The organism is Psychrobacillus sp. OK028, assembly GCF_900103605.1.
In the GTDB taxonomy this organism is placed as follows: domain Bacteria; phylum Bacillota; class Bacilli; order Bacillales_A; family Planococcaceae; genus Psychrobacillus.
The window spans coordinates 42,709-63,343 of record NZ_FNHY01000006.1 but is presented as its reverse complement, the minus strand read 5'-3'; the positions used below and the strand labels follow the sequence as shown (position 1 = coordinate 63,343).

General features: G+C 36.6%; 19 protein-coding genes. 7 read left to right on the top strand and 12 right to left on the bottom strand.

Annotated features, from left to right (window positions below):
• Positions 1-2: 2 nt before the first annotated feature.
• From BLR36_RS11380 to BLR36_RS11330, 11 genes are all read right to left on the bottom strand, one after another.
• Complete coding sequence (locus BLR36_RS11380) at positions 3-1,037, bottom strand: toxic anion resistance protein (protein ID WP_093062045.1); 1,035 nt, start codon at positions 1,035-1,037, stop codon at positions 3-5.
• Positions 1,038-1,096: 59 nt separating this feature from the next.
• The gene (locus BLR36_RS11375; RefSeq protein WP_093061863.1) at positions 1,097-2,710 is read right to left on the bottom strand and encodes a YceG family protein; all 1,614 of its coding nucleotides are present in this window, start codon (positions 2,708-2,710) and stop codon (positions 1,097-1,099) included.
• A gap of 25 nt (positions 2,711-2,735) precedes the next feature.
• Positions 2,736-3,542: an HAD family hydrolase gene (locus tag BLR36_RS11370; RefSeq protein ID WP_093061862.1), complete on the bottom strand. Its 807-nt coding sequence runs from the start codon at positions 3,540-3,542 to the stop codon at positions 2,736-2,738.
• Positions 3,539-4,654 carry a cysteine protease StiP family protein gene (locus tag BLR36_RS11365; protein ID WP_175454056.1) on the bottom strand — a complete coding sequence of 372 codons (1,116 nt, stop codon included), beginning with the start codon at positions 4,652-4,654 and terminating at the stop codon, positions 3,539-3,541. The genes BLR36_RS11370 and BLR36_RS11365 overlap by 4 nt, the downstream gene beginning before the upstream one ends.
• Positions 4,644-6,005 (bottom strand): phosphoribosyltransferase domain-containing protein, encoded by a 1,362-nt coding sequence (locus BLR36_RS11360; RefSeq protein ID WP_254771391.1) that lies wholly within the window; start codon positions 6,003-6,005, stop codon positions 4,644-4,646. Before BLR36_RS11360 ends, BLR36_RS11365 begins: the two co-directional genes overlap by 11 nt.
• Complete coding sequence (locus BLR36_RS11355) at positions 5,962-7,080, bottom strand: HpcH/HpaI aldolase/citrate lyase family protein (protein WP_093061861.1); 1,119 nt, start codon at positions 7,078-7,080, stop codon at positions 5,962-5,964. Before BLR36_RS11355 ends, BLR36_RS11360 begins: the two co-directional genes overlap by 44 nt.
• 117 nt (positions 7,081-7,197) lie before the next feature.
• A complete protein-coding gene (locus tag BLR36_RS11350; protein ID WP_093061860.1) occupies positions 7,198-7,773 on the bottom strand; it encodes a TerD family protein in 576 nt (191 codons plus the stop codon).
• A gap of 13 nt (positions 7,774-7,786) precedes the next feature.
• On the bottom strand, positions 7,787-8,401 hold the full coding sequence (locus BLR36_RS11345; protein WP_093061859.1) for a TerD family protein: 615 nt from the start codon (positions 8,399-8,401) through the stop codon (positions 7,787-7,789).
• Between the two features lie 369 nt (positions 8,402-8,770).
• A complete protein-coding gene (locus BLR36_RS11340; RefSeq protein ID WP_093061858.1) occupies positions 8,771-9,400 on the bottom strand; it encodes an alpha/beta hydrolase in 630 nt (209 codons plus the stop codon).
• Positions 9,401-9,419: 19 nt separating this feature from the next.
• The gene (locus BLR36_RS11335; RefSeq protein ID WP_093061857.1) at positions 9,420-10,352 is read right to left on the bottom strand and encodes a DMT family transporter; all 933 of its coding nucleotides are present in this window, start codon (positions 10,350-10,352) and stop codon (positions 9,420-9,422) included.
• A 608-nt stretch (positions 10,353-10,960) separates the two neighbouring features.
• Positions 10,961-11,596, bottom strand: coding sequence for a YesL family protein (locus tag BLR36_RS11330; protein WP_093061856.1), 636 nt, complete (start codon positions 11,594-11,596; stop codon positions 10,961-10,963).
• A gap of 335 nt (positions 11,597-11,931) precedes the next feature.
• Here BLR36_RS11330 and BLR36_RS11325 point away from each other — a divergent pair, with 335 nt between their 5' ends.
• From BLR36_RS11325 to BLR36_RS11310, 4 genes are all read left to right on the top strand, one after another.
• Positions 11,932-13,191, top strand: a complete 1,260-nt coding sequence (locus tag BLR36_RS11325) for a sugar ABC transporter substrate-binding protein (protein WP_093061855.1) — start codon at positions 11,932-11,934, stop codon at positions 13,189-13,191.
• Positions 13,192-13,276: 85 nt separating this feature from the next.
• The gene (locus tag BLR36_RS11320; RefSeq protein ID WP_093062042.1) at positions 13,277-14,194 is read left to right on the top strand and encodes a carbohydrate ABC transporter permease; all 918 of its coding nucleotides are present in this window, start codon (positions 13,277-13,279) and stop codon (positions 14,192-14,194) included.
• A gap of 22 nt (positions 14,195-14,216) precedes the next feature.
• Positions 14,217-15,020: a carbohydrate ABC transporter permease gene (locus BLR36_RS11315; RefSeq protein WP_093061854.1), complete on the top strand. Its 804-nt coding sequence runs from the start codon at positions 14,217-14,219 to the stop codon at positions 15,018-15,020.
• Positions 15,021-15,211: 191 nt separating this feature from the next.
• On the top strand, positions 15,212-15,946 hold the full coding sequence (locus BLR36_RS11310; RefSeq protein WP_371326719.1) for a Gfo/Idh/MocA family protein: 735 nt from the start codon (positions 15,212-15,214) through the stop codon (positions 15,944-15,946).
• Between the two features lie 47 nt (positions 15,947-15,993).
• Here BLR36_RS11310 and BLR36_RS11305 read toward each other — a convergent pair whose 3' ends face one another.
• Positions 15,994-17,349: a GGDEF domain-containing protein gene (locus BLR36_RS11305; RefSeq protein WP_093061852.1), complete on the bottom strand. Its 1,356-nt coding sequence runs from the start codon at positions 17,347-17,349 to the stop codon at positions 15,994-15,996.
• A gap of 188 nt (positions 17,350-17,537) precedes the next feature.
• Between BLR36_RS11305 and BLR36_RS11300 the strand changes: the two genes are divergently transcribed.
• Genes BLR36_RS11300 through BLR36_RS11290 form a run of 3 tightly spaced genes read left to right on the top strand, consistent with a single transcriptional unit; the run spans position 17,538 to position 20,623 of the window.
• Complete coding sequence (locus BLR36_RS11300; protein WP_093061851.1) at positions 17,538-18,554, top strand: NAD-dependent epimerase/dehydratase family protein; 1,017 nt, start codon at positions 17,538-17,540, stop codon at positions 18,552-18,554.
• Entirely contained in the window at positions 18,554-19,609 is a 1,056-nt protein-coding gene (locus BLR36_RS11295; RefSeq protein WP_175454055.1) for a dihydrodipicolinate synthase family protein, read from the top strand. The genes BLR36_RS11300 and BLR36_RS11295 overlap by 1 nt, the downstream gene beginning before the upstream one ends.
• Before the next feature lie 12 nt (positions 19,610-19,621).
• Positions 19,622-20,623, top strand: coding sequence for a zinc-dependent alcohol dehydrogenase (locus BLR36_RS11290; protein WP_093061850.1), 1,002 nt, complete (start codon positions 19,622-19,624; stop codon positions 20,621-20,623).
• Positions 20,624-20,635: the final 12 nt, after the last annotated feature.

Below are 20,635 nucleotides of genomic sequence, written 5' to 3'. Positions count from 1 at the left end.
AATTACTTTCTTTGACCATCTTCATATTTCTTTTGTAATTCTTCTAAACGAAGGCGACCTTGTTCTCTCATTTTACGATTTTCTTCTTCAATCGCTTTAGTTTCAGTCATCCCACGCATAATCGTATCCCACGTTTGCTCAATTGTTTCAATTTTAATACTTGGCTGTCCGGACATTCTTGCAATGTCAACGCTTTGCTTGGAGATGTCATTGGCATTGCGAAGTAGCATCTCGTTTGTTCTGCGATCTAGCTCGCTCATCGACTGTGCAACAAGATTTTGTCTTTTTGCGGAAATTGCATTGATCAGTCCAGTTTTAAAAATAGGAATAGTCGTTACAAATGCTGAATTTATCTTACCAATTAGCTTTGTATTACCTCGTTGTAGCATTCTAATTTGTGGAGCTGACTGGTAGGCTACCTGTTTTGCCATTTCTAAATCATAAATACGTTGATCTAATAGCTCAATCGCATTTTGGAGAGAGTTCAGTTCCATCAGTACTAATTGGTCTCCATTTTCAGCTTTTTGCTGTAGGTTAGGCACAAGTTGTCTTAACTGATTGACCTTTAGTTCGCCAGCTACAATATACTTTTCTAATTCCATAAAGTAATTAAAATTTTGGTCGTACAAATTTTCTAATGTAGTAGTAGACTTTTTCATCTCTGTTTCATATTTTGTTATTTCTACAAATACTTTATCGATTTCGCCACCCATTGTTTGGTACTTATTGAACAGCTTTTCAATTAATTTTTCGCCTTGTTTGAAGATTTTACCGAAGAGAGATGGCTTTTGAACAAAGTCTTTTTTATCGAATTTATCCATAATCTTGCCTAGCTGCTTTAATAGTTCACTCGACTCTTCCATACTGCTAGACTTGATTGTATTTAAAATCTGACCAGTAAACTTGGAGATTTCATCTGCTGGCTCACGACCAAATTCTAATAATCCAACCTGGTTTTTTGGGTCAATTTTTGCGACCAGCTGTAATACTTGTGGATCACGTTTTAGCTTTGCTTTTAAATCATTGCTTTCTTCCATCAACTGCTCTTGTTGTTCAATTTCTAATTTTTGTAACTCCACTATTTTTCCCCCTATTTCTATAGAAATTTTTTGAAAATCTTCTGAACTACACTTGGTTCTTTAAAAGGTTCATTAAAGCTTCGATCGTCCATAAAGTGAATATCGAAGGTGCCTTCTTGTACCCATTTCTCTATATCAAGATGTCCTTTCGGATTGACGATAATAATATCTAATCCTAGATGATGCATCATACAAAGTGCGTTCGCATCAGCTCTTGATAGTTCAGGACCTTTTTCCTCGTTGTAAATAAATATCGTAGGAACAAATTGAGGGTAATCGAATGTTTGTAAAAGACGAATAACAAAATTAGGTAAAACCATCGATTGTGCGAATACATATAACTGCAAGTCTTCTATTGTTTCATTGGACTGTCGGATGAGTATAGGCTCATTAACATGCTTAGCGATTGTCTCACCAATTACAGTTTGCGTCCCAAGTGGAAGCATATCGTACGTCCACCAATTGGCTGTTCTCATCTTTTCAGGATCTAGTTTACCATCAGCTTTTAATGCATCTCGGTAATGGAATAGTGGATTCGTTTTTTGTTCTTTTGTGAAAGGAAATTGGCGAATTACATGGGTGTCATCTCGTTCTGTTAACGAATGAACATTATTCCAAAAACGCTTTCTATTTCGGTCAATACCTAATAGTTTCGCGAAAACCACTGGAATTGTCACTTGCTTGTTGCTGACCTGGAAATGTGGACGAATCATCGCTCTTTCTTTAGAGATTAAGAAAGCCTCATCCTCCGTGGTTTTCAAGCGTATAGAGTTGATAGAATATGATTTAAATTGGAAAGGCTTGTAAAGACCTGAATCATCATGATGTAAAATCTCATTTATTTCCTGGGTTGCCTTAAATGCAACAGTTCCCGCAATTTTAGGCATCTCATCTGGTAATAGTTTAACATCCGGGGAAACCTTTGGAAAACGATAGCTAAGATCGTCCTCAATTGAAAGGAAGGTTTTTGGCCAAGGTTCATCGGTTGGATTGAAAATTACCACATGGAATCCAAAGTCAGCTAAATATGTAAGAAACCACTTTTCGCTAGGAGTTGCAGTACCGTACCAAAGGAAAGCTGGAAGACCCTGGACGAAATCTATTTCTTTGAGTGCAGGCTCGACATGGTTAAAGATCCATTTCACGAGATCGGTCGTTACTCGTCGATATTCATGGTGGAGAGTACCCTCCGTATAACTTTGTTGTAGCTTTTTCAAAAGATCAATCAAAACTGTTCTGATTCGTCTATTTAAACCAGGATCTTTTGATGTTGGTAATAACGAATAGCCATCTAAAAAGGCAACCATCCGACTAGGGGAGAGCCCCTTTTCTTTTCTATGCAAATCAAATAATTGATGGATGGATCTTAGTTTTTCGGCAGAAATTTCTTTATTAAGTGCACCAGTCAGGATACTTAGCTTTCCGGCGGAATCATTGACTTGTGTATGCAGAATCGAGAAATATTCATCATCATCTAAGGTCATGCCAATGTACTGGCAAACTAATTGAGGATACGTTAAGTTCTCTCCGTCTACATTTACGTGCGAAGGGTCTCCTAAAGAATCTTTCAACCATATACCTGTATTAGATGAATCCCACGACATTATCCTAATGGGATTTAAATTAACCATGGGCTTTCCCTCCTGTTCATACATATTATAACAAATAATCGCTAACCTTTTTTAATATTTCTTCACCTGCTAAGACCCCAGCTCGTTTTGTGATAGAAATGTTAGGGGGGAGGTGTCCGCCTTTATGGATTGCTTCTCCATGAGAAGGGATAAAGCCATGGTCAGCATTTAAAACCATATCAAAATCGAGCATGGAATCCCCAGCTGCATAAACTGTAGTTGCCGCAATTCGCTCTGCTACAAATTGAAGAGCAGTCGATTTGTTTATGCAAGTAGGCATAATATATACCTTTCTGCCTTGGTGGGAGAGAGTGAAGCCCTGCTGATAAAATATTTGGGAAAGTTTTTCAAAATCCTCGATGGAAAATGCTTGTTCATCAATGATTAAGTAGACAAACCATGATTCGGCTTGCAGTACTTTGAGCACAAATTTATTTTTTATATAGGTATCCAATTGTGGAAGTACATGCTCTATCGAAGTGCTATTCTGTTGCATCTGAGCGATTACTTTATCGGACCATTCTGCAAGTGGCTTTCCGTCCTCTAAAATGACAGCGCCGTTCGATACAATCGCATACTTAGGTTTTTTTACATTATGATATAGACCTATAACTCGATTGTATTGTTCTGCAGTTCTGGTTGTAACAGGCACAAAGGAAATAGAAGAAGCAATTTGTTGAAACAGCTGAAGACCTTTATGAGTCATGAATGCAGTCGGTTTTTCATCGATCCATTCTACAGCTGCAAAATCCTCTTCACTCACTTCTTGACCTCGTGAGTTTTTACTATAGATAAGTGTTCGATCTAAATCACTTGCAAATAGGATGGTCATAATCGATCCTCCGATTCTATCAGTCCAATGGCAAGGTAAAAGAGCCCAGGCACAACTTCGATAGGGATATTTTTTTCATTGCATAGCAGCAGTATATGACGTAGGGATGGGTGCTTATCATCACTAAGTAATATTTTATAAGGCTTTCTTCTTAAAAGTACTCTAGTTGTTTCTCCAACACTTGGCTTAACTTTACTAATATCAGCGGTTTTATAGAATTTTCGTGCAATGGATTCTACTTCTTGCATGCCTCTCCAAGTTCGTTCGTTTGTTACGGGAAATTCTTTAAAAAGCTTATTTATAACAGGCTCCTGCTCATGAAATCGACTGGATATATTTTCGATAAATTCATTGGATACATCTACTTCTTCTAGCTCCGCATAATACTTAGCTCCGTGGAAATCATCTGCATCTTGAAATGCATTGTTCAGAACAGTGCGGCTTACTAAACCGGATACTGTCGAGTTCAAGCAAGCGTTTGGAATGAGGAAATCTTCTCTTGTCGCAAATAATGTTGCACATTCGCCGGGATCAGTTAAAACGGCTAAGTCATCATTTAAGCTCAATTCGTAAGCTGCATTTAACTTTTGTATGGATTTCGTAAGCTCGTTTTGAATAGCACCTTTTCCTGTCCACCCATCAACGAACTGAATATGGCTTTTCGGATATAGCTCTCTAATGGTACGAACAGCCTTTTCATCGATTCCTTTTCCTCTTAGTATAGATATACTAAAGTGGGGCCAATTAAGTTTCAAATATTTTTCTGCGTACCGTTTCATTAATATCCCAATTGGACTTCCTGCACGTGCAAGGGAAACAATCACGACGTCATCCGTACCTGCATATCGTCTAACTCTTCTACATAATATCCCAACTAATCGCGCTATATGATCTGACGAATCAAGTAAAGCTTGGTTATATAACTCCGTATATTCAGAGGTCGGTCTTTTTTCAATAGGTAAGGTTTCGGAGTAATGACTACCTGTTTGAAATAGCTGTTCTCTAGATTCTACAGAAGACTCAATCTGAACGTCTGATAAATCCTTCAACAAAAAGGTGATATCATCTGCAGGGTAGCTAGTTTTAACCAACCCTTTTGTATTAATCTTCATTTTTATCACCTCTCTCTGGTAGAGTAAGTGACACCCAAGAGACAGGTGCTAACTTCTCTAAGTAAGAAAGAAGGGGGGACCAACTAGCATAATCTTGAACAGATTCTGAGATCACGATAATTTGTTCGGCCTCTACTTCAGCTAGATTGTATAAATATTGGTCAATCCCATTGGAATCGGGCAGCTTAAATTTACATTTATGCTGTATAGGGTAAGATTCTTCTGCTTTTGCTAATATTGGACTTCTAGTTGTAGTTTGTACTTTTGTGTTTGGTCCAAAGGATAGTGCGAATCTAAGCGGGAAATAGATGTTTTCACCGATACCAATTATTAGAGTTGGCTTATCTCTTTGTAGCTGAGGGAGTTTGTTAATAAATCTTTCTATCCAATCAGCCATTTTTTCGTGAAGCTCACTTGTTAAACCGAATCTACCTGTGAAGTTGCAATAGCTTGCATGTTCACTTCTGTGCTTTGAAGTTATTTCTTGAGATAATTGTTCATCCGTATATACAGAGAATGTTTGCGAACTGTTAAGAAAGGGAGTTTCTTTTTCTTCGATTATTGCTTGATTTTGTAGTGTAAATTGACCACTAATAATAGTGATAATTTCAGCAGAAATATTATGTGAATTCATCAAATCTATAAAATCTTGTTGGTGTGCTTCTGTTCTCCAGTCCAATATGGATAAAATTTTATATCTTTTGCCAGGAAAAGCATCATTTAATGCAACGATTAAATTGGAAAGAGTAAGACCAGTCGTTATTTCATCGTCTATTAATACAATCGTGTCAGCATCTGTTAATGTTTGTTCAGGCGCATAGACTCTGTGAGAGGTTGCGTGTGAATGCTCTTCTTCAAAATAAAAGGAAGGTTCCATATGTAGGATCTCTTCTCTTGTTGTATGAATATAATGAGCGTTTTGGAAATGTTGAAATACTGCATGACCAAGACCTGTTGCTGTTTCAGCAAATCCTATGAAGACTGTGTTATTTGGTAAAGTGGACTTGAATTTTAAGGATTCCATACTCAGTTCTCGGTCGGGTTTTTCTGAATTGATCATCTGAACGAGTTCATTCACTAATGGATGACCTTCCAAACCTTCATCCTCCATAAGCATAGAAGCTAAAATAGTGCCTGTCCCAAGGGAGATGGCCGGATCTACCGCTAAATGCTTACCAAGAAGTCGACTTACGAATAAAAATTGACGTTTTTTATTTATTCTTACGGCCATTTGGAAAAGTGCATCTGGTGATAAATTATACGGATTCTTTCTAATATCGATAACAAGCTTTAAATCTTCATGTAAGCTATAGGTTTTTGATGTATTGAAGGAAGTCGAGTGATGTAACATTTTCTTTTAGCACCCCATATATTTCTGCTTGGGCAATAATCTTCGTCGCCCAGCTGTAGTGAGGTTTAACCTCATTCATTTTGTTTCTAGCAGCACTTCGCAAAACACCGTTAGTTTCTGCTCCATTTTCTACGATTAAACATGCGTCTTCAAATAACTCCTTAGGCACAATATATCCACTATTCACAATGTCAATTTGAGATGGGTGAATACAGGTTTTCCCGTAAAAGCCATTTAAAACGTCGAGTTGAACTTCATTCCATAAAACGAATTCTATACTATTTGCATCGGTGAATAACCGAAAAGAATCTTGGGATTCAAAATACTCATAAACAGGTCCAGAAACGACAAAGTTATCCTCTTTACGATTAAATTTGTTCAATATATCGGTCAAACAATTGGTAACTAGCAGTAGATCATAGATTGTTCTATTTCCAGGACGTCTTTGACTAAACAGGCTAGTGAAATCTGTCGCTCCAACTCGTATAGTGAGTACAAGATCCTCAAACTGCTTAAAAATCGTATATAGTTTAGAAAGTTCTTGCTCTCTAAATTCTGTATAAATAATTTCTTTCGTTTCCAAAATGGGTAAGGCATATAATTGAATAGCATGTTGAAGGTTTAATTTTTGTAGACATAAAAAAAAGCTTTCTGCATTCTGAGAAGTGCATTTTGGAAAAACGAAGCCTGTAATAAATCGAATCGTACTTCCTAATAAAGTAGCCATTTTTTCTAAATGTTGAACGTTTCTAATTCGGACAAATAGGAGAGGGATGTCATTCGTAAGTGAGCTATTTTGCTCCAGCTTTTTTATTTCTTGTACTACATTTTGTTCTGCTTCTAAAAGGTCTGAATCAGAAACGGCATCCTCCAAACAAATGATAGTGCTAGTTAAGTTCTGCAAATGCTTGTTTAGTAGTTTATCGATGAAATTGGGCATTGAACCTGGTAAGTATAAAGCTGCTCCCATAGCCATCCCTAATTTTTTTCTTTCCAAGTTTTTGGAAAAGTCGCTAGGTGGTATATGAAAGAATCGATAAATCTCTTTCTCACTAACCCCTTTAAATTGTCTCATATTTTCCACTCCTAAGAAGGAAGAAGGAGTTATTAGGTATACCCAAATACCACTTACTTTCTTCAGATACTAAAACAAAAAGCAAGGAAGCATGCCCTTGCTTTTTGTGAGAAGTTATTAATTCAAGCCGAAATCTGTAACTAATGAAGCAAGACCGCCTTGGTATCCGCTTCCGATTGCATTAAATTTCCATTCGTTATTATGGCGGTATAGTTCACCAACAACGACTGCAGTTTCAATGGAGAAGTCTTCACCTAAATCATAGCGAATCAACTCTTCTTGTGTGTCCGCATTTAGAATACGTACATATGAGTTGTTTACTTGACCAAAGTTTTGACCTCTCGCTTCTGCATCATGGATCGTAATACTAAATGCAATTTTATCTACAGATGCTGGTACAGTCGATAAATTCACGTTAACTTGCTCGTCATCTCCGTCTCCATCACCTGTGCGGTTATCTCCTGTATGAACAACAGATCCATTACCACCTGTAGTGTTGTTATAGAATACAAAGTCACCTTCTGAAGAACATTTGCCGTTACTGCCTAATAGAAATACAGATGAGTCTAAGTCGAAGTCTTTACCACCATCGTATTTATTTGTATCCCAGCCTAGACCAACTGTAACGTTTACTAAACCAGGATTCGTTTTTGTTAAATCTACCTTTTGTCCTTTTGATAAGTTAATGCCCATTTATAACCACTCCTTATAAGTATTTGTTTGCGATTGAACCGATATCAAGATCTAATGTACCTTCTCCAACTGCAGAGAACTTCCAATCAGAGCCATTTCGATATAGCTCTCCTGGAATTAGAGAGGTTTTACCAGCATAGCTTTCACTTAAATTATAATGTACTAACTCTTCTTTTGTGCCATTATCCACTAGACGGATAAATGCATTTTGAATTAGACCAAAGTCTTGTTTTCTTTGTTTTGCTTGATAAATGTTTACTACAAACACCAATCTATGTACAGATGGCGAAATAGCACTTAGATTCACGTTAATCACTTCGTCATCACCGTCACCGTCTCCAGTTAAATTATCACCAGAGTGGACAACGCTACCATCTTGACTTGTTTTGTTTCCAAAATATATAACATGTTGCTTAGATACTAATTTACCTTTTTCATCTAAAAGAAGTACAGATGCGTCGCAATCAATGGCTGCTCCGCCGCCTCCACCACCTAAAAGTCCGCCTAAAAATCCACCACTTTTTTTCTTTTCAACAGGGTCCCATCCTAGTCCTACCATAACGCTTGATAGGGAAGACCTGCCCTTTGTTAAATCAATTTTTTGACCCTTAACTAAATTAATGCCCATTCTATTACCTCCAATTTTAGTCCTACCATATATACGAGGAAACGATCTAATAAGTTTCAAAAAAAACCAACGCATTGTTATGCAAAGGATAGTGTAATTTTATCAGAATTTTTCAGTATTTGCTATTAAGTTGAATAGGGTAAATTACGAGCTAGAAGAATAATTTTCAGTGTGAAATCCAAACAACGCTCATTTCCGCTGCGATTAACAGGATTAACTTATTAAAACGAATAAAAAAATACGAAATACAGTAAATATTTGTGTGATTGAAAATTAAATAGGTAATATCGAATTGACTCTGATGAAAAATAAAAAACAAGGCTGAAAAATATATGTGCGCTTAACATAATTTTTAGCCTTGTTCAGTAATTATTTGTTTTTTAAAAATGCAACTAAGTCTCGATGGTTCTCTGGAGTCACCCCGTGCCCTTCGTTATACGTTTTAAAAGTCACTTTCGCTCCCGTAGCTTCAAAAAACTCTTTACTGTCGAGTCCCCATTGTGATGGGATGACATAGTCATAATCACCATGTGAGATGAAGATGGATAAGTGATCAATATTACGCTTGCTATATTCCGTTTTAACAAACGCAGGAATATATCCGCTTAAAGCAACCACTCTACTAATTTCATCTCCCATTGTTAGTGCCACTGTTTGGGAAAGGATTGCTCCTTGACTAAATCCTAGTAATGTAATGTCATTCGGATCTAAGTTGTATTCGACAATAGCTTCACGAATAAATGCTTGAATATGCGTTACAACCTGATCGAAAACGTCCCTCACAGGCTTTCCGATTTCTTCAATCAGGAAAAATGCATAACCGGGTTTATGAACGATTGGACCACGTAAGCTAAAAATATGATGTGTGCCTTCGAATTCCTTCACTAGCTGTGGTAGGTCTGCTTCATTACTACCCATACCATGTAATAGAAATAACGCTGGTTGTTTTTGGTCAGTGTTTTTAGGAGCTGTATGGTTAAAAGTAAAAGGTGATTTCATCTATCTTCATTCCCTTCCGTTAAAGTATGTCCATCTTATCATAGGTAGAGATAGGAGCTTGTTGTGGAAGCTTTAGCTGATTTTTCTTACCGAATATATTGACAATGATGACACTCAAAATAGCTATGAATCCTCCGACAATCGAAAGGGACGAAGGAAGCTCCTGCAACCATATCCATGTCACAATAATCGCAACGACCGGCTCGAGGTACAAAGAATTCGAAACAGAGCTAGCTTCGCTATATGACAAAGCCATAGCCCAAGTTAAATATGCAATAGCAGTAGGAAATATTCCTATATAAATGGCAGATAAATTAGCCTCTAATGTCGCTTGTTGAATTCCTTCGATAAGTCCAGGTGAAAAGAACAAAAATGGAATAGTTCCTACCCAAGTAAAATAAGCAGTCAATTCAATAGCGCTATATTTTTTAAATAAAGGCTTTTGATAAACAAAAAAGATTGCAGTTGAAAAGGCAGCAATAAGAACTAAAAACACACCTGGTGAAATACTTAAAGAGCTTCCGCCTGTGCCTAATGCAATTAGAATGATACCGATAAAACCAAATGCTAAACCCAACCAACCAATTGTGCCTAAACGCTCTTTTAAAACAATGATCGCAATAATTGTTGTGAAGATAGGAGCAGAACCAATCAGCATACCAGCGGTCCCAGCAGAAATCGATAGTTGTCCGAATGTAACACAAAGATGGTATATATTAATCCCAATAAAACCGAGAAGACTTATTTTAAGTATATCTTCCTTTTGTGGTAGTTGAAACTTAACTCCAGGCCAAAGTGCGATAACTAGAAATATAATAGAAGCAATTAGAAATCGTACTAATATTAAATGACCTGCAGAATAGCCACCCTGTAAACTGGCGCTAATTGCCGCAAAAGAAGACCCCCAAATAGCTACAGTGAAAAGTGCAAGTGATAATGCTTTTGTATTCATTTATTCCACCAAACTTTCTATTTCTATGTACAAAGCAAACAATTAATAGTACAACGGATTTTCAAAACAAACAAGAGGAGTGAAAGGTCGATTGGTAAAAAAATCCTGAGTGAGAGTATTTGATACCAAAGTGAGAGTAGTCAACAAATGAGAACGAGTAAAAACAGAGGGAAAGCGAGTAAAGCAATGCGGTCCTAGAGTAAAATACATACGAACGCAAGTAACGGAAATAAGAAAAACCGGGCAAAAGACGCCCAGTTCTTTAAGAACAAAACCCAGATATGCCATTGTAGCTCTGGTCGGACGCTTTCCGTGGGCACTGCTCGAGCCTGTAGTCTCTCCCTCGTGCTTGTGAGACAGATGAGTTATCACAACGATGCGCTAGCGAAGGTGTTAGCTCATCACTCACCTCACGAAGGCGTTACCACACGAGGTGGCGCTCTTAGTCATCGTTCCTTTGTCTCCACCGGAAACGGAAATCATAGCATTATTTATTCTTACTAGTCTCCTTACCCAGTGTTAACGAGACATTTTTATATACTATCTTATCTTTTTAAAAAATGAGCACCGCAATATTAATCGCGATGCTCTACTCGTTTTGTACTGCACTATCGAAACTCGTTAGTGGACTTTAGTAATTGTGTGTTTTTCTTTTTTTCTATTCGTTCAAAGGCTCTAAAGCTTAGAAAAGTAGAAATATAAGCAAAAACACTACCAGAGAATAAGGGGATAGCTCCTGGGAAGAGTGTCAGTAAAAAATAGATTACGATCGCTGAAGCACTGATTGCCATTAATTCAACCGGCGATGTGATGGCTATGAAGAAAGATTGTTTTATGTAATGGAAAAAACGTAAATTAAAATGTGTATACACTGGAAATAAAAATATTAATGTGACTATAAAAGCTATTAAAATAAATAAGAAAATTGGTAATAGAAATTGGAAATCATTCTTTTGTATTACAAACATAAAGTCTAAATATAAAATGTAAACGGTGATGACTATAATGACGCCAAAACCATTTGCTTTTAGAAAGTCTTTTCTGAAATAACCCCAAAACACAGAAAAGATTTTAAAATTAGTTTCCCCAATGATTAATTTTCGAGTGATAGCATACATTGCTGTAGTTGCCGGAAATAGACCAAAAATACCTAAGCCCACGATGCTAAAAAGAATCCATAGTAAATTTATGTATGCCAAAGTCATTATTTTATAAGCTAGTGTACTAAAATTTTCCCAATTCATTAGACCAGTCCCTTCTTGAAAATACTATATGTAAGAATGGATCAAAAGGCAATAACAAATAATCAGAACAATATTTTCTCGTCCTCAATTAAAGACACTTAATAGACTTGTCTCTTTATAAAAAATAATATATGCTTTTAAAAAGTTAACGAATTATTTAGTAATTTCTGTTAATTTTAAATCGGATGAATTGAGATAAGTGTTATGAATTGTTATAAGACTCTTATTTCATTTGAATAAATGTTTTTCTAATTGGAGGGAGGCCTAAATAATATAGTGATAGGTTATCAGACACTGGGGATGTCGTATTAACTAATTTGAGAGGGGTCAAAGAGATGAAGAAATTTAGTTTAGTTCTATTACTATTGTTATTTGGTGCTTTAATAGCTGCTTGTAGCGATGAAGGAGCAGAGGGAGATAAACCAAAAGAGGGTACTAGCGAAGAAGGTCTTTCAGGAGAAATTACAGTATGGGCTCATCCATTTACAGGTGATCAGGAAACAGAAGGTGTCATGTGGAATGAAATAATTGCTGCATATGAAGAGGAAACAGGTGTAAAGGTAAACTTTGAACAAATTCCTTGGGCAAATAGAGATCAAAAGGTTCTTACTGCTCTTGCTGCTAATAATGGACCAGATGTATTTTATGTTATTCCAGACCAAATGCCACAATATGCAGATGCTGGGATGCTATTAGAATTAGATCCGTATCTAGAAGATAACGATATGGATGATTTTGTGGATTCAGCACTAGTTTCAACGACTTGGAAAGATAAAGTATATGGGCTTCCGATTCTTCAAGAAGCATATACTTACTTATACAATGTGGACATTGTGAAAGCAATTGGTGAGGATCCAGCGAAACTACCTACAACTTGGGATGAGTTTGAAGCATGGGCTGTAAAAGCAAAAGAAAAAGGTTACTATGCAACGAGCTTCCAAGGTGGTGGATCTATGAATGGAACACTATATCCGTTCTTATGGCAAGCTGGCGGGGATGTTTTGACTGCAGATAATGAAGTGTTGATTAACAACGAAGCTGGAGTAGAAGCATTTGAATTTATCAACAAAATGTACCAGGAAGAATGGACTCCAAAAGATTCAATTACAGCGATGGAACATAATGCATTATGGGATGGCGGTAAAATGCTTTCCGTACAAGGTTCTGGTATTTCTGTTAGCCGTATGTTAGGTCAAGATACGTTTGAATTTGTCATTGCTCCACCTTTGAAAAACAAAAAGCAAGTTACTTATGGAACTACTGGGATGTTTGTAGCTCCTATTAATACAGATAATCCAGATGCTGCAGCCGAATTTATTAAAGTGATGACGAATGCCGAAAACCAAAGGAAATTTAATACCGTTACGCAATATATTCCAACAAGAGAATCTGCAAAAGATATTTTTGGAGATCAAAAGTATATGGCACAGCTTGCAACGTATACAGAATATGCATTACCAGGAGTTATTCATCCAGAGGGTCGTACAATTATGCCTTTAATCCAAGCAGAGTTGCAAACAATGATGGAAGGCAAGAAAACTCCTAAAGAAGCTGCGGATGCTGCAGCAGAGGCTATTAAAGCCAAAGTAAATTAATAACAGTTAATAGAGAGTTTGGTCCAAGAGAGATCAAACTCTCTATTAACTTACATAGGAAAGGGTGATTACACTGAGTAATACACTGACTTCTAAAGAAAGAAAGAAGCCACTTCTCATAAGATTGAAAAAAGAGTGGAAGAAGAATGCGATTGTTTATATTGTATTGATCCCTATTTTAATTCACTTTGCAATTTTTCAGGTCTACCCATTTTTGCTAAGTTTTTATCTTACATTTATGGATTGGAGAGTAATTGGTGATCCTGAATTTGTAGGGTTAAAGCATTGGAAGTATTTGTTGAATGATTCACTCGCATGGAAGGCTATTTGGAATACAGTCAAATTTTCTATCTATTATATTCTTCCTACAATGGCACTGGGTTTGATATTAGCCCTTATCATTAACTCGGGAGTAAGGGGAGCAAAATTATTTAAAGGGGTATTTTTCCTTCCGGTTGTCACTTCTTTTGTAATCATTGCTGGTATATGGGGTTGGTTATTTCGTGGGACAGAAGAAGGGATGATTAACTATATTATTGGTTTCGTTGGAATCGAACCACAACTTTTTCTTTCGAATTCAAGTCAAGCTCTCGCAGTTTTGGCAGGCTTAAGTGTTTTTAAAGTAGCTGGTAGTACAATGATTTACTATTTTGCTGGCTTACAATCTATTGATAGACAACTATATGAAGCTGCAAGAATTGATGGTGCATCTCCTTTTAAAATATTTTGGAATGTAACTTTTCCATTATTAAAACCAATTCATTTTTATGTAGCAATTACTACAACGATTGGTTCGTTTCAAATATTCGACTCTGCGTATTTGTTAACTGGCGGAGGACCGAATTATGCAACAACAACCATTGTATATTATTTATACTCTCAAGGATTTACAAGTCTTAATTTAAGCTATGCAGCTGTGCTGTCATACGTATTATTCTTTATCATTTTAATAATTTCTCTGATACAAAGAAGGTATCTTGGCAAGGAATCCAACCATTATTAATTTTCGGAAAGGAGGATGAAAAATGAAAAAAGTAGTTTCATATATAGCTTTATTTGTATTAGGTTTTTGTTTTTTAATGCCTTTTATCATTATGGTTTTAGGTTCTTTAAAAGATGTGGAATATGCCCAATTAGATCCGCTGTTTTGGATTCCTGATGACCCTACATTAAAAAACTATAAATACATTTTGAGCGATGGGTTGTTTTTACGATGGATATGGAACTCTGTTGTCATTACGGTAATCCCTGTATTTAGTCAAATGTTATTCTGCGCAATACTAGGTTATATCTTTGCTAAAAAGCAGTTTATTGGTAGAGAGTTTATATTTTGGGTATTCATGGGAGTTATCATGATTCCACAACAACTACTAATCATCCCTAAGTACATTATGTTTTCCGATTTTGGATGGATAAATACATATTGGGCACTGATTGTACCAGAAATTTGGGGTATTATGGGGGTATTTCTAGTAAGGCAATTTTTGCAAGGGATACCAAATGATTTAGAGGAAGCGGCCTATATAGATGGTGCAAATGATCTGCAAGTATTCTTTAAGATTATTTTGCCCTTATCCGTCCCTGTTGTTGCAACAGTTGGTACTTTTTCGTTTATATCTAACTGGAATGATCTTTTTCAACCATTGATATATTTGACTCAAGAAAAGATGTTTCCAGTAACGCTAGGTTTGGCATCCATTTTAGGGAAAGAAGGGAACTTTGGAATAGAGATGGCAGGTTCAGCTGTCTCCTTTATACCGACATTTCTCATATTCCTATTCTTCCAAAGATTTTTCACAGAGGGAATTCAAATGTCTGGCTTGAAGTAAATTCTAGCTAATTAAGGAGAGGGGTAACGATCAAACAACTATCTATTGGCATTGTTGGCTTAGATACTTCCCACGTCATTGCTTTCACAAAGCTATTAAATGATTCCGATAATCCTCATTACATTAAGGGCGGGAAAGTTGTTATTGCTTTCCCCGGAGGATCACCGGATTTTGAACTAAGCAATTCTAGAGTGGAGAAGTTCACGAAAGAATTAAGGGACAATTACTCTATAGAAATTGTTCAATCAATTGAAGACGTGGTAAGAAATAGTGATGCGATTCTACTAGAGTCGGTAGATGGAGCGGTTCACTATAAACAGTTAAAAGAAATAATAGCATGGAAAAAGCCAGTTTTCGTTGACAAACCATTTAGTTTAAATACTAAAGAGGCAAAAAAGATGGTTGAATTGGCTAATCGGTTTGGTACACCATTAATGAGTTCATCAGCACTTCGATATTCAGAAAGCTTAACTCGTATACTGCAAACTTCAGAAAAAGGAGAAATAATTGGGGCTGATTGTTTTGGACCAATGGATTTAAACCAGGCAGGCTACTTTTGGTACGGTATTCATGCAGTAGAAATGCTATTTACAATTTTAGGGCAAGGAGCGAAATCCGTAAAAACAGTGAAGACAGTTGATCATGACGTACTTACAGCTGTGTGGAAAGACGGGCGAATAGGAACAGTAAGAGGGAATCGAAAGGGAAATAATCAGTTTGGTGCAGTAATTCATTTTGAAAAAGGTAGTGAATATGTGAATGCAGACTTGGATATTAAACCTTACTATGCAAGTTTGTTGGAGCAAATAATGATTTTTTTCACTGATGAAAATACTAGAGTTCCCTTAGAGGAAACGACAGAAATTATTCGCTTTTTAGAAGCAGCTACTGAAAGTAGTTTCAGTGGGGAAGAGATTATTATTTAACTTTAAAAAGAAGGGGCGTGAAACACCCCGACTTTGGAAGAAAAGCATTATCGTTGTTCTTCATCAATAAAGCTTAACCGATAAATGCGGCGTGGTCTTCCTTTGTGAGTTACTTTTTCTTCTCCAACAATATCGACTAATTCAGCATCAGTCCATTTCAACAGAATACGGTTTGCGCTTCGGATTGTGACATTAAGTGTGGACGCTAACTCTTGAGCGGTATATTCAATTTTCTTATGCCTAGAGACACGAGCCATTAGTTTTGTCATATAGGATGCGGACATTCCAGCTTTTTCTGCTTTGTCTAGTAACTGTGGATCGGTAATCGCCAAATTATATTGTTCATATTGTTTGTAGGTTGTTATGTCTACTGGGCCCAAAACACTTTGGTCTTCTCGTACTATGTAACAGACGTTTCCACCCAAATCGAGCGATTGTCGAAGTGCTAATCTTGCATGATTTCCAGATTCAGCAGCTGTTCGCCCGAAGCCTACACCGAGACTTATTGTCACACCAAGATCATTTTTTACGTCTTGTAACAGAGGAATAAATTTGTAACCTCTTGTTTCACGCTCGAAAATACCTCGAGTAGTGATAAAAGAATATTCATTACCGCCTAGGTTGATGAGATGTCCATCTAGCATTTTAATATATTCTAGTAGCATTTGTTGCAATTTCAATTTTAACAATTGTACATCATGCTCAGAGGAATATTTTGCTGTGACATTTTTAAAGTTATCGATATTGATTAATCCAAATACAATTTGAGATTCTTTGTTTCTTCTAGTGTCTGTTGCTAGTAAAGCTCTTTCGAAAGAGACAATCATATCTTGCTGTGTAGGTGTTACCCATTGATATGGAATTTGAAGAATGTCTAGTTGTTTAGCAACATCCGTAATTCCAGTAAGAGCTATTGAGTTATTACTTCTGTAGTTATGAATGTGGAAGTTAACAATTTCATTGATTCCTGGACTAGGTTTATTGCTCTTGTAGACTAGTAAATTATAGTTATCCTCTTCAAGTTCTAACAAAATCTGTTCGACGTAATCTTTATCAAAAGTATCAATAGATAAACTTGTTAAATGATATGCAATTTTTATAAGAAATAATGATCTGTAAAGCCCGGTGCCCATTAGGGGCATGTGATGTACAGGGATTTTAAAATCGATTAGTTGTTTCGCAATACTATAAGCATGAAATTCTGTGAACATTAAAACTTCTACATCTTTTATTAATTCTTTCGTAATGTCATGAATTTGACTGTCCTGTTCAATAATGCGAAAAACAGGTTTGAAATTAGGGAAAGCCATTAAAGTTTCTCTTGATTCATTCACTAGATCTTTTGGTCCAATAATCCCGATTTTTATATCGGAGGTGTCATTTAGTGCATTTTTACTTGCCACATGCTATTCCTCCTAAATGGTATTGTCTTTAAATGTAATGTTAAATCTATCTTAAGTTTTGTATATGAAAATGTCAAAATGTAACGTAAATACTAATGTTGAAGAACAACTAGAATTTTAATTATTTAAAGACAGTTTAAAGACATAACCTTTAATAATCAATTAAACAAATAAGAAGGAGTGATTAAATGAAGACGTTAACAGAATTAGAGGATTTTATGACAAAGCCATCTACCAACCTAATTGAAGATATTAAATTAGTAGATGGAGATATATTGATATTAGGAGTGGGTGGAAAAATGGGACCTACTTTAGCAAAAATGACAAAACGTGCAATTATGGAAGCTGGTATACAAAAAAGGGTAATTGGCGCATCTCGGTTTTCGTCAGGGGAATTAAGAGAAGAACTTGAAGAGTGTGGAATCGAGACTATAGCTGTAGATTTACTCAATGATGAAGAGCTTCAAGCGCTTCCCGATGTGAAAAACGTCATTTTTATGGCTGGAAATAAATTTGGTACAACAGGCAATGAGCATTTTACTTGGGCAATGAACGCTTATTTACCGGGAAGAGTAGCTGAAAAGTTTAAAAACTCACGAATCGTTGCATTCTCATCTGGTAATATCTACCCATTAACAAATGTAATTAATGGAAACTGTTCAGAGGAAGTATCACCAAACCCAATTGGTGAGTACGCTCAATCTTGCTTAGGTCGTGAACGTGTATTATCTAGTTTTTCTTATAAAAACAAAACTCCAATGCTTATGTTTCGCTTAAATTATGCAATTGACTTAAGATATGGAGTTTTATTGGAAATTGCTAAAAGTGTTTTAGAAGGTAAAGCAGTGGACCTTACAATGGGAAGTGTCAATGTTATTTGGCAAGGGGATGCCAATGAATATGCAGTTCGTTCTTTATTGCACTGTGATACTCCACCAAGATTGTTAAACGTTACAGGTCCCGAAACTCTATCAGTTCGCTGGTTAGCAGAGGAATTTGGCAAACGGTTTAATGTCTCTCCTGTATTTGAAAATGAGGAACAGACTACTGCATTGTTGAATAATGCATCTAAAGCACACCAATTATTTGGCTATCCAAAAGTCTCGCTTCAGCAAATGCTTGATCTGACAGCTGATTGGTTAACTAACAAAGGCGAAACTTATAATAAGCCAACTCACTTCCAAGAGAGAAAAGGGGCGTTTTAATGTTGAAGCAAGAGGTAAAGAAAAGCTTATTAGAAGGTGCGATGATTCCTGCTCATCCACTAGCTCTAACTGAGGATAGACAACTGGATGAAGCTGGTCAGAGAGCGTTAACCCGATATTATATAGATGCAGGTGTTGGCGGAGTTGCGGTTGGAGTACATACAACTCAGTTTGAAATAAGGGACCCTCAATTTAATTTGTATAAAAGAGTATTAACTCTTGCGATAGAAGAAATGAACAAAGCAAAGGTATCTGATTCTTTCATTAAAATTGGAGGTATTAGTGGACCAATAGAACAGGCGATGGAAGAAGCAACGTTTTTAAAGGAGATCGGCTATGACCTTGGTTTACTAAGTATGGGTGGACTCCAAGATGCTTCAGAGGAAGAGTTAATTGCTCGAACTCAAATAGTAGCGGAAATTATTCCTGTAATCGGATTTTATCTGCAGCCGGCCGTTGGGGGTAAGGTTCTTTCTTATGATTTTTGGAAGCAACTAGCCAATATTCCTAATGTCCATGCGATTAAAATTGCTCCTTTTAACAGATATCAAACAATAGACGTTATACGGGCGGTATGTAACTCGGAGCGAAATGAAGAAATAGCTATCTATACTGGCAATGATGACAATATAGTAAACGATCTATTAACAACATATAAAATTAGTGTTGGAGATAAAAAACTAACGAAACAAATTGTTGGTGGACTACTTGGTCATTGGTCAGTTTGGACGAAAACAGCCGTAGAGATTTTTGATAAGATTTCTACCTATAAATCAGCGGAACAAATTCCAAGTGAATTGTTAACTTTAGGTCAAGAAATAACAGATGCAAATGCTGCTTTTTTTGATCCAAACAACCAATTCAAAGGAAGTATTGCTGGTATAAATGAAGTGTTAACTAGACAGGGTCTACTTCGAGGGAATTGGTGTTTAATGGATAAAGAGAAACTAAGTCCAAACCAACATGAAGAGATTGATCGGGTGTATGCAGAGTATCCACACTTAAATGACGATGCTTTTGTGAAAGAAAATCTAACAAAATGGTTCTCCAACTAAGGAGTGTGTCAAATGAAATCAATCGTTGCAAGTAATGGTGCGGTTCATATATTAGAAAGAGAAAGCCCTAGAGTTAAACCTTCTTTTTTATTGATAAAAACTCTTTTCTCAGCAGTATCTCCAGGAACTGAGATTGAACTTATCGGAGTTAGTGAGGGAAAGGAAATCTCTTTAGGATATAGTGCAGTGGGAGTCGTGGAAGAATGTGGTGAAGGTGTCTCAGACTATCAGATTGGAGATGTAGTAGCATGCTATGGGGCTCCATACGTAGGGCATGCCGAGTACCTTCTAGTGCCTACAACATTATGCGCTAAAGTACCTGAGAATATGGAACCTAAACAAGCTGCATTAGCGGGAATAGGAGCAATTGCTATTCACGCTTTAAGAGTGGCTAAACTTGAATTTGGAGAAACGGTGGTCGTGGTCGGTTTAGGATTACTAGGACAAATGATAGCTAAAATAGCTAATGCAGCTGCCTTAAATGTTATAGCACTTGATATCTCAGAGGAGCGAGTAAGTATGCTCCAACAGGATGGGATAAACTCTTTTTCTTCGATCAGAGATATGGAAAATGAACTGATGAACGCTACCCATAACAAAGGAGCTGATGCAGTTTTATTATGTGCAGGAGGAAAGCGTTCCCCTTTAACTCATGAAAGCTTAAAGTGGATTAGAAACCAAGGAAAAGTAGTAATTGTAGGAGATATAGAACCAGATTTTCCTCGTGACCTTATGTTTGCTAAAGAAGCACAAATCCTTATTTCTCGTGCTGGTGGACCAGGCAGATATGACAAACAATATGAGCTACAAGCAATGGACTATCCATATGGTTATGTCCGCTGGACGGAAGGCAGAAACGTGGCTGAATATCTTCGTTTAGTAGATAAAAAGCGGATAGACGTACAACCATTTTTAACAGAAACAGTTGATTTTAATAATGCTCCAGGTGCTTATAAAGATTTATTAGATAAAAAATCACAAGTGTTAACTTCTATTATTGCTTATAACAATTAGAAAGAGGAGTGA

Excerpts from the sequence above, each read along its gene's own strand:
- BLR36_RS11380 (WP_093062045.1), bottom strand. The coding sequence starts at position 1,037 with ATGGAAGAAAGCAATGATTTAAAAGCAAAGCTAAAACGTGATCCACAA.
- BLR36_RS11375 (WP_093061863.1), bottom strand. The coding sequence starts at position 2,710 with ATGGTTAATTTAAATCCCATTAGGATAATGTCGTGGGATTCATCTAAT.
- BLR36_RS11370 (WP_093061862.1), bottom strand. The coding sequence starts at position 3,542 with ATGACCATCCTATTTGCAAGTGATTTAGATCGAACACTTATCTATAGT.
- BLR36_RS11365 (WP_175454056.1), bottom strand. The coding sequence starts at position 4,654 with ATGAAGATTAATACAAAAGGGTTGGTTAAAACTAGCTACCCTGCAGAT.
- BLR36_RS11360 (WP_254771391.1), bottom strand. The coding sequence starts at position 6,005 with ATGTTACATCACTCGACTTCCTTCAATACATCAAAAACCTATAGCTTA.
- BLR36_RS11355 (WP_093061861.1), bottom strand. The coding sequence starts at position 7,080 with ATGAGACAATTTAAAGGGGTTAGTGAGAAAGAGATTTATCGATTCTTT.
- BLR36_RS11350 (WP_093061860.1), bottom strand. The coding sequence starts at position 7,773 with ATGGGCATTAACTTATCAAAAGGACAAAAGGTAGATTTAACAAAAACG.
- BLR36_RS11345 (WP_093061859.1), bottom strand. The coding sequence starts at position 8,401 with ATGGGCATTAATTTAGTTAAGGGTCAAAAAATTGATTTAACAAAGGGC.
- BLR36_RS11340 (WP_093061858.1), bottom strand. The coding sequence starts at position 9,400 with ATGAAATCACCTTTTACTTTTAACCATACAGCTCCTAAAAACACTGAC.
- BLR36_RS11335 (WP_093061857.1), bottom strand. The coding sequence starts at position 10,352 with ATGAATACAAAAGCATTATCACTTGCACTTTTCACTGTAGCTATTTGG.
- BLR36_RS11330 (WP_093061856.1), bottom strand. The coding sequence starts at position 11,596 with ATGAATTGGGAAAATTTTAGTACACTAGCTTATAAAATAATGACTTTG.
- BLR36_RS11325 (WP_093061855.1), top strand. The coding sequence starts at position 11,932 with ATGAAGAAATTTAGTTTAGTTCTATTACTATTGTTATTTGGTGCTTTA.
- BLR36_RS11315 (WP_093061854.1), top strand. The coding sequence starts at position 14,217 with ATGAAAAAAGTAGTTTCATATATAGCTTTATTTGTATTAGGTTTTTGT.
- BLR36_RS11300 (WP_093061851.1), top strand. The coding sequence starts at position 17,538 with ATGAAGACGTTAACAGAATTAGAGGATTTTATGACAAAGCCATCTACC.
- BLR36_RS11295 (WP_175454055.1), top strand. The coding sequence starts at position 18,554 with ATGTTGAAGCAAGAGGTAAAGAAAAGCTTATTAGAAGGTGCGATGATT.
- BLR36_RS11290 (WP_093061850.1), top strand. The coding sequence starts at position 19,622 with ATGAAATCAATCGTTGCAAGTAATGGTGCGGTTCATATATTAGAAAGA.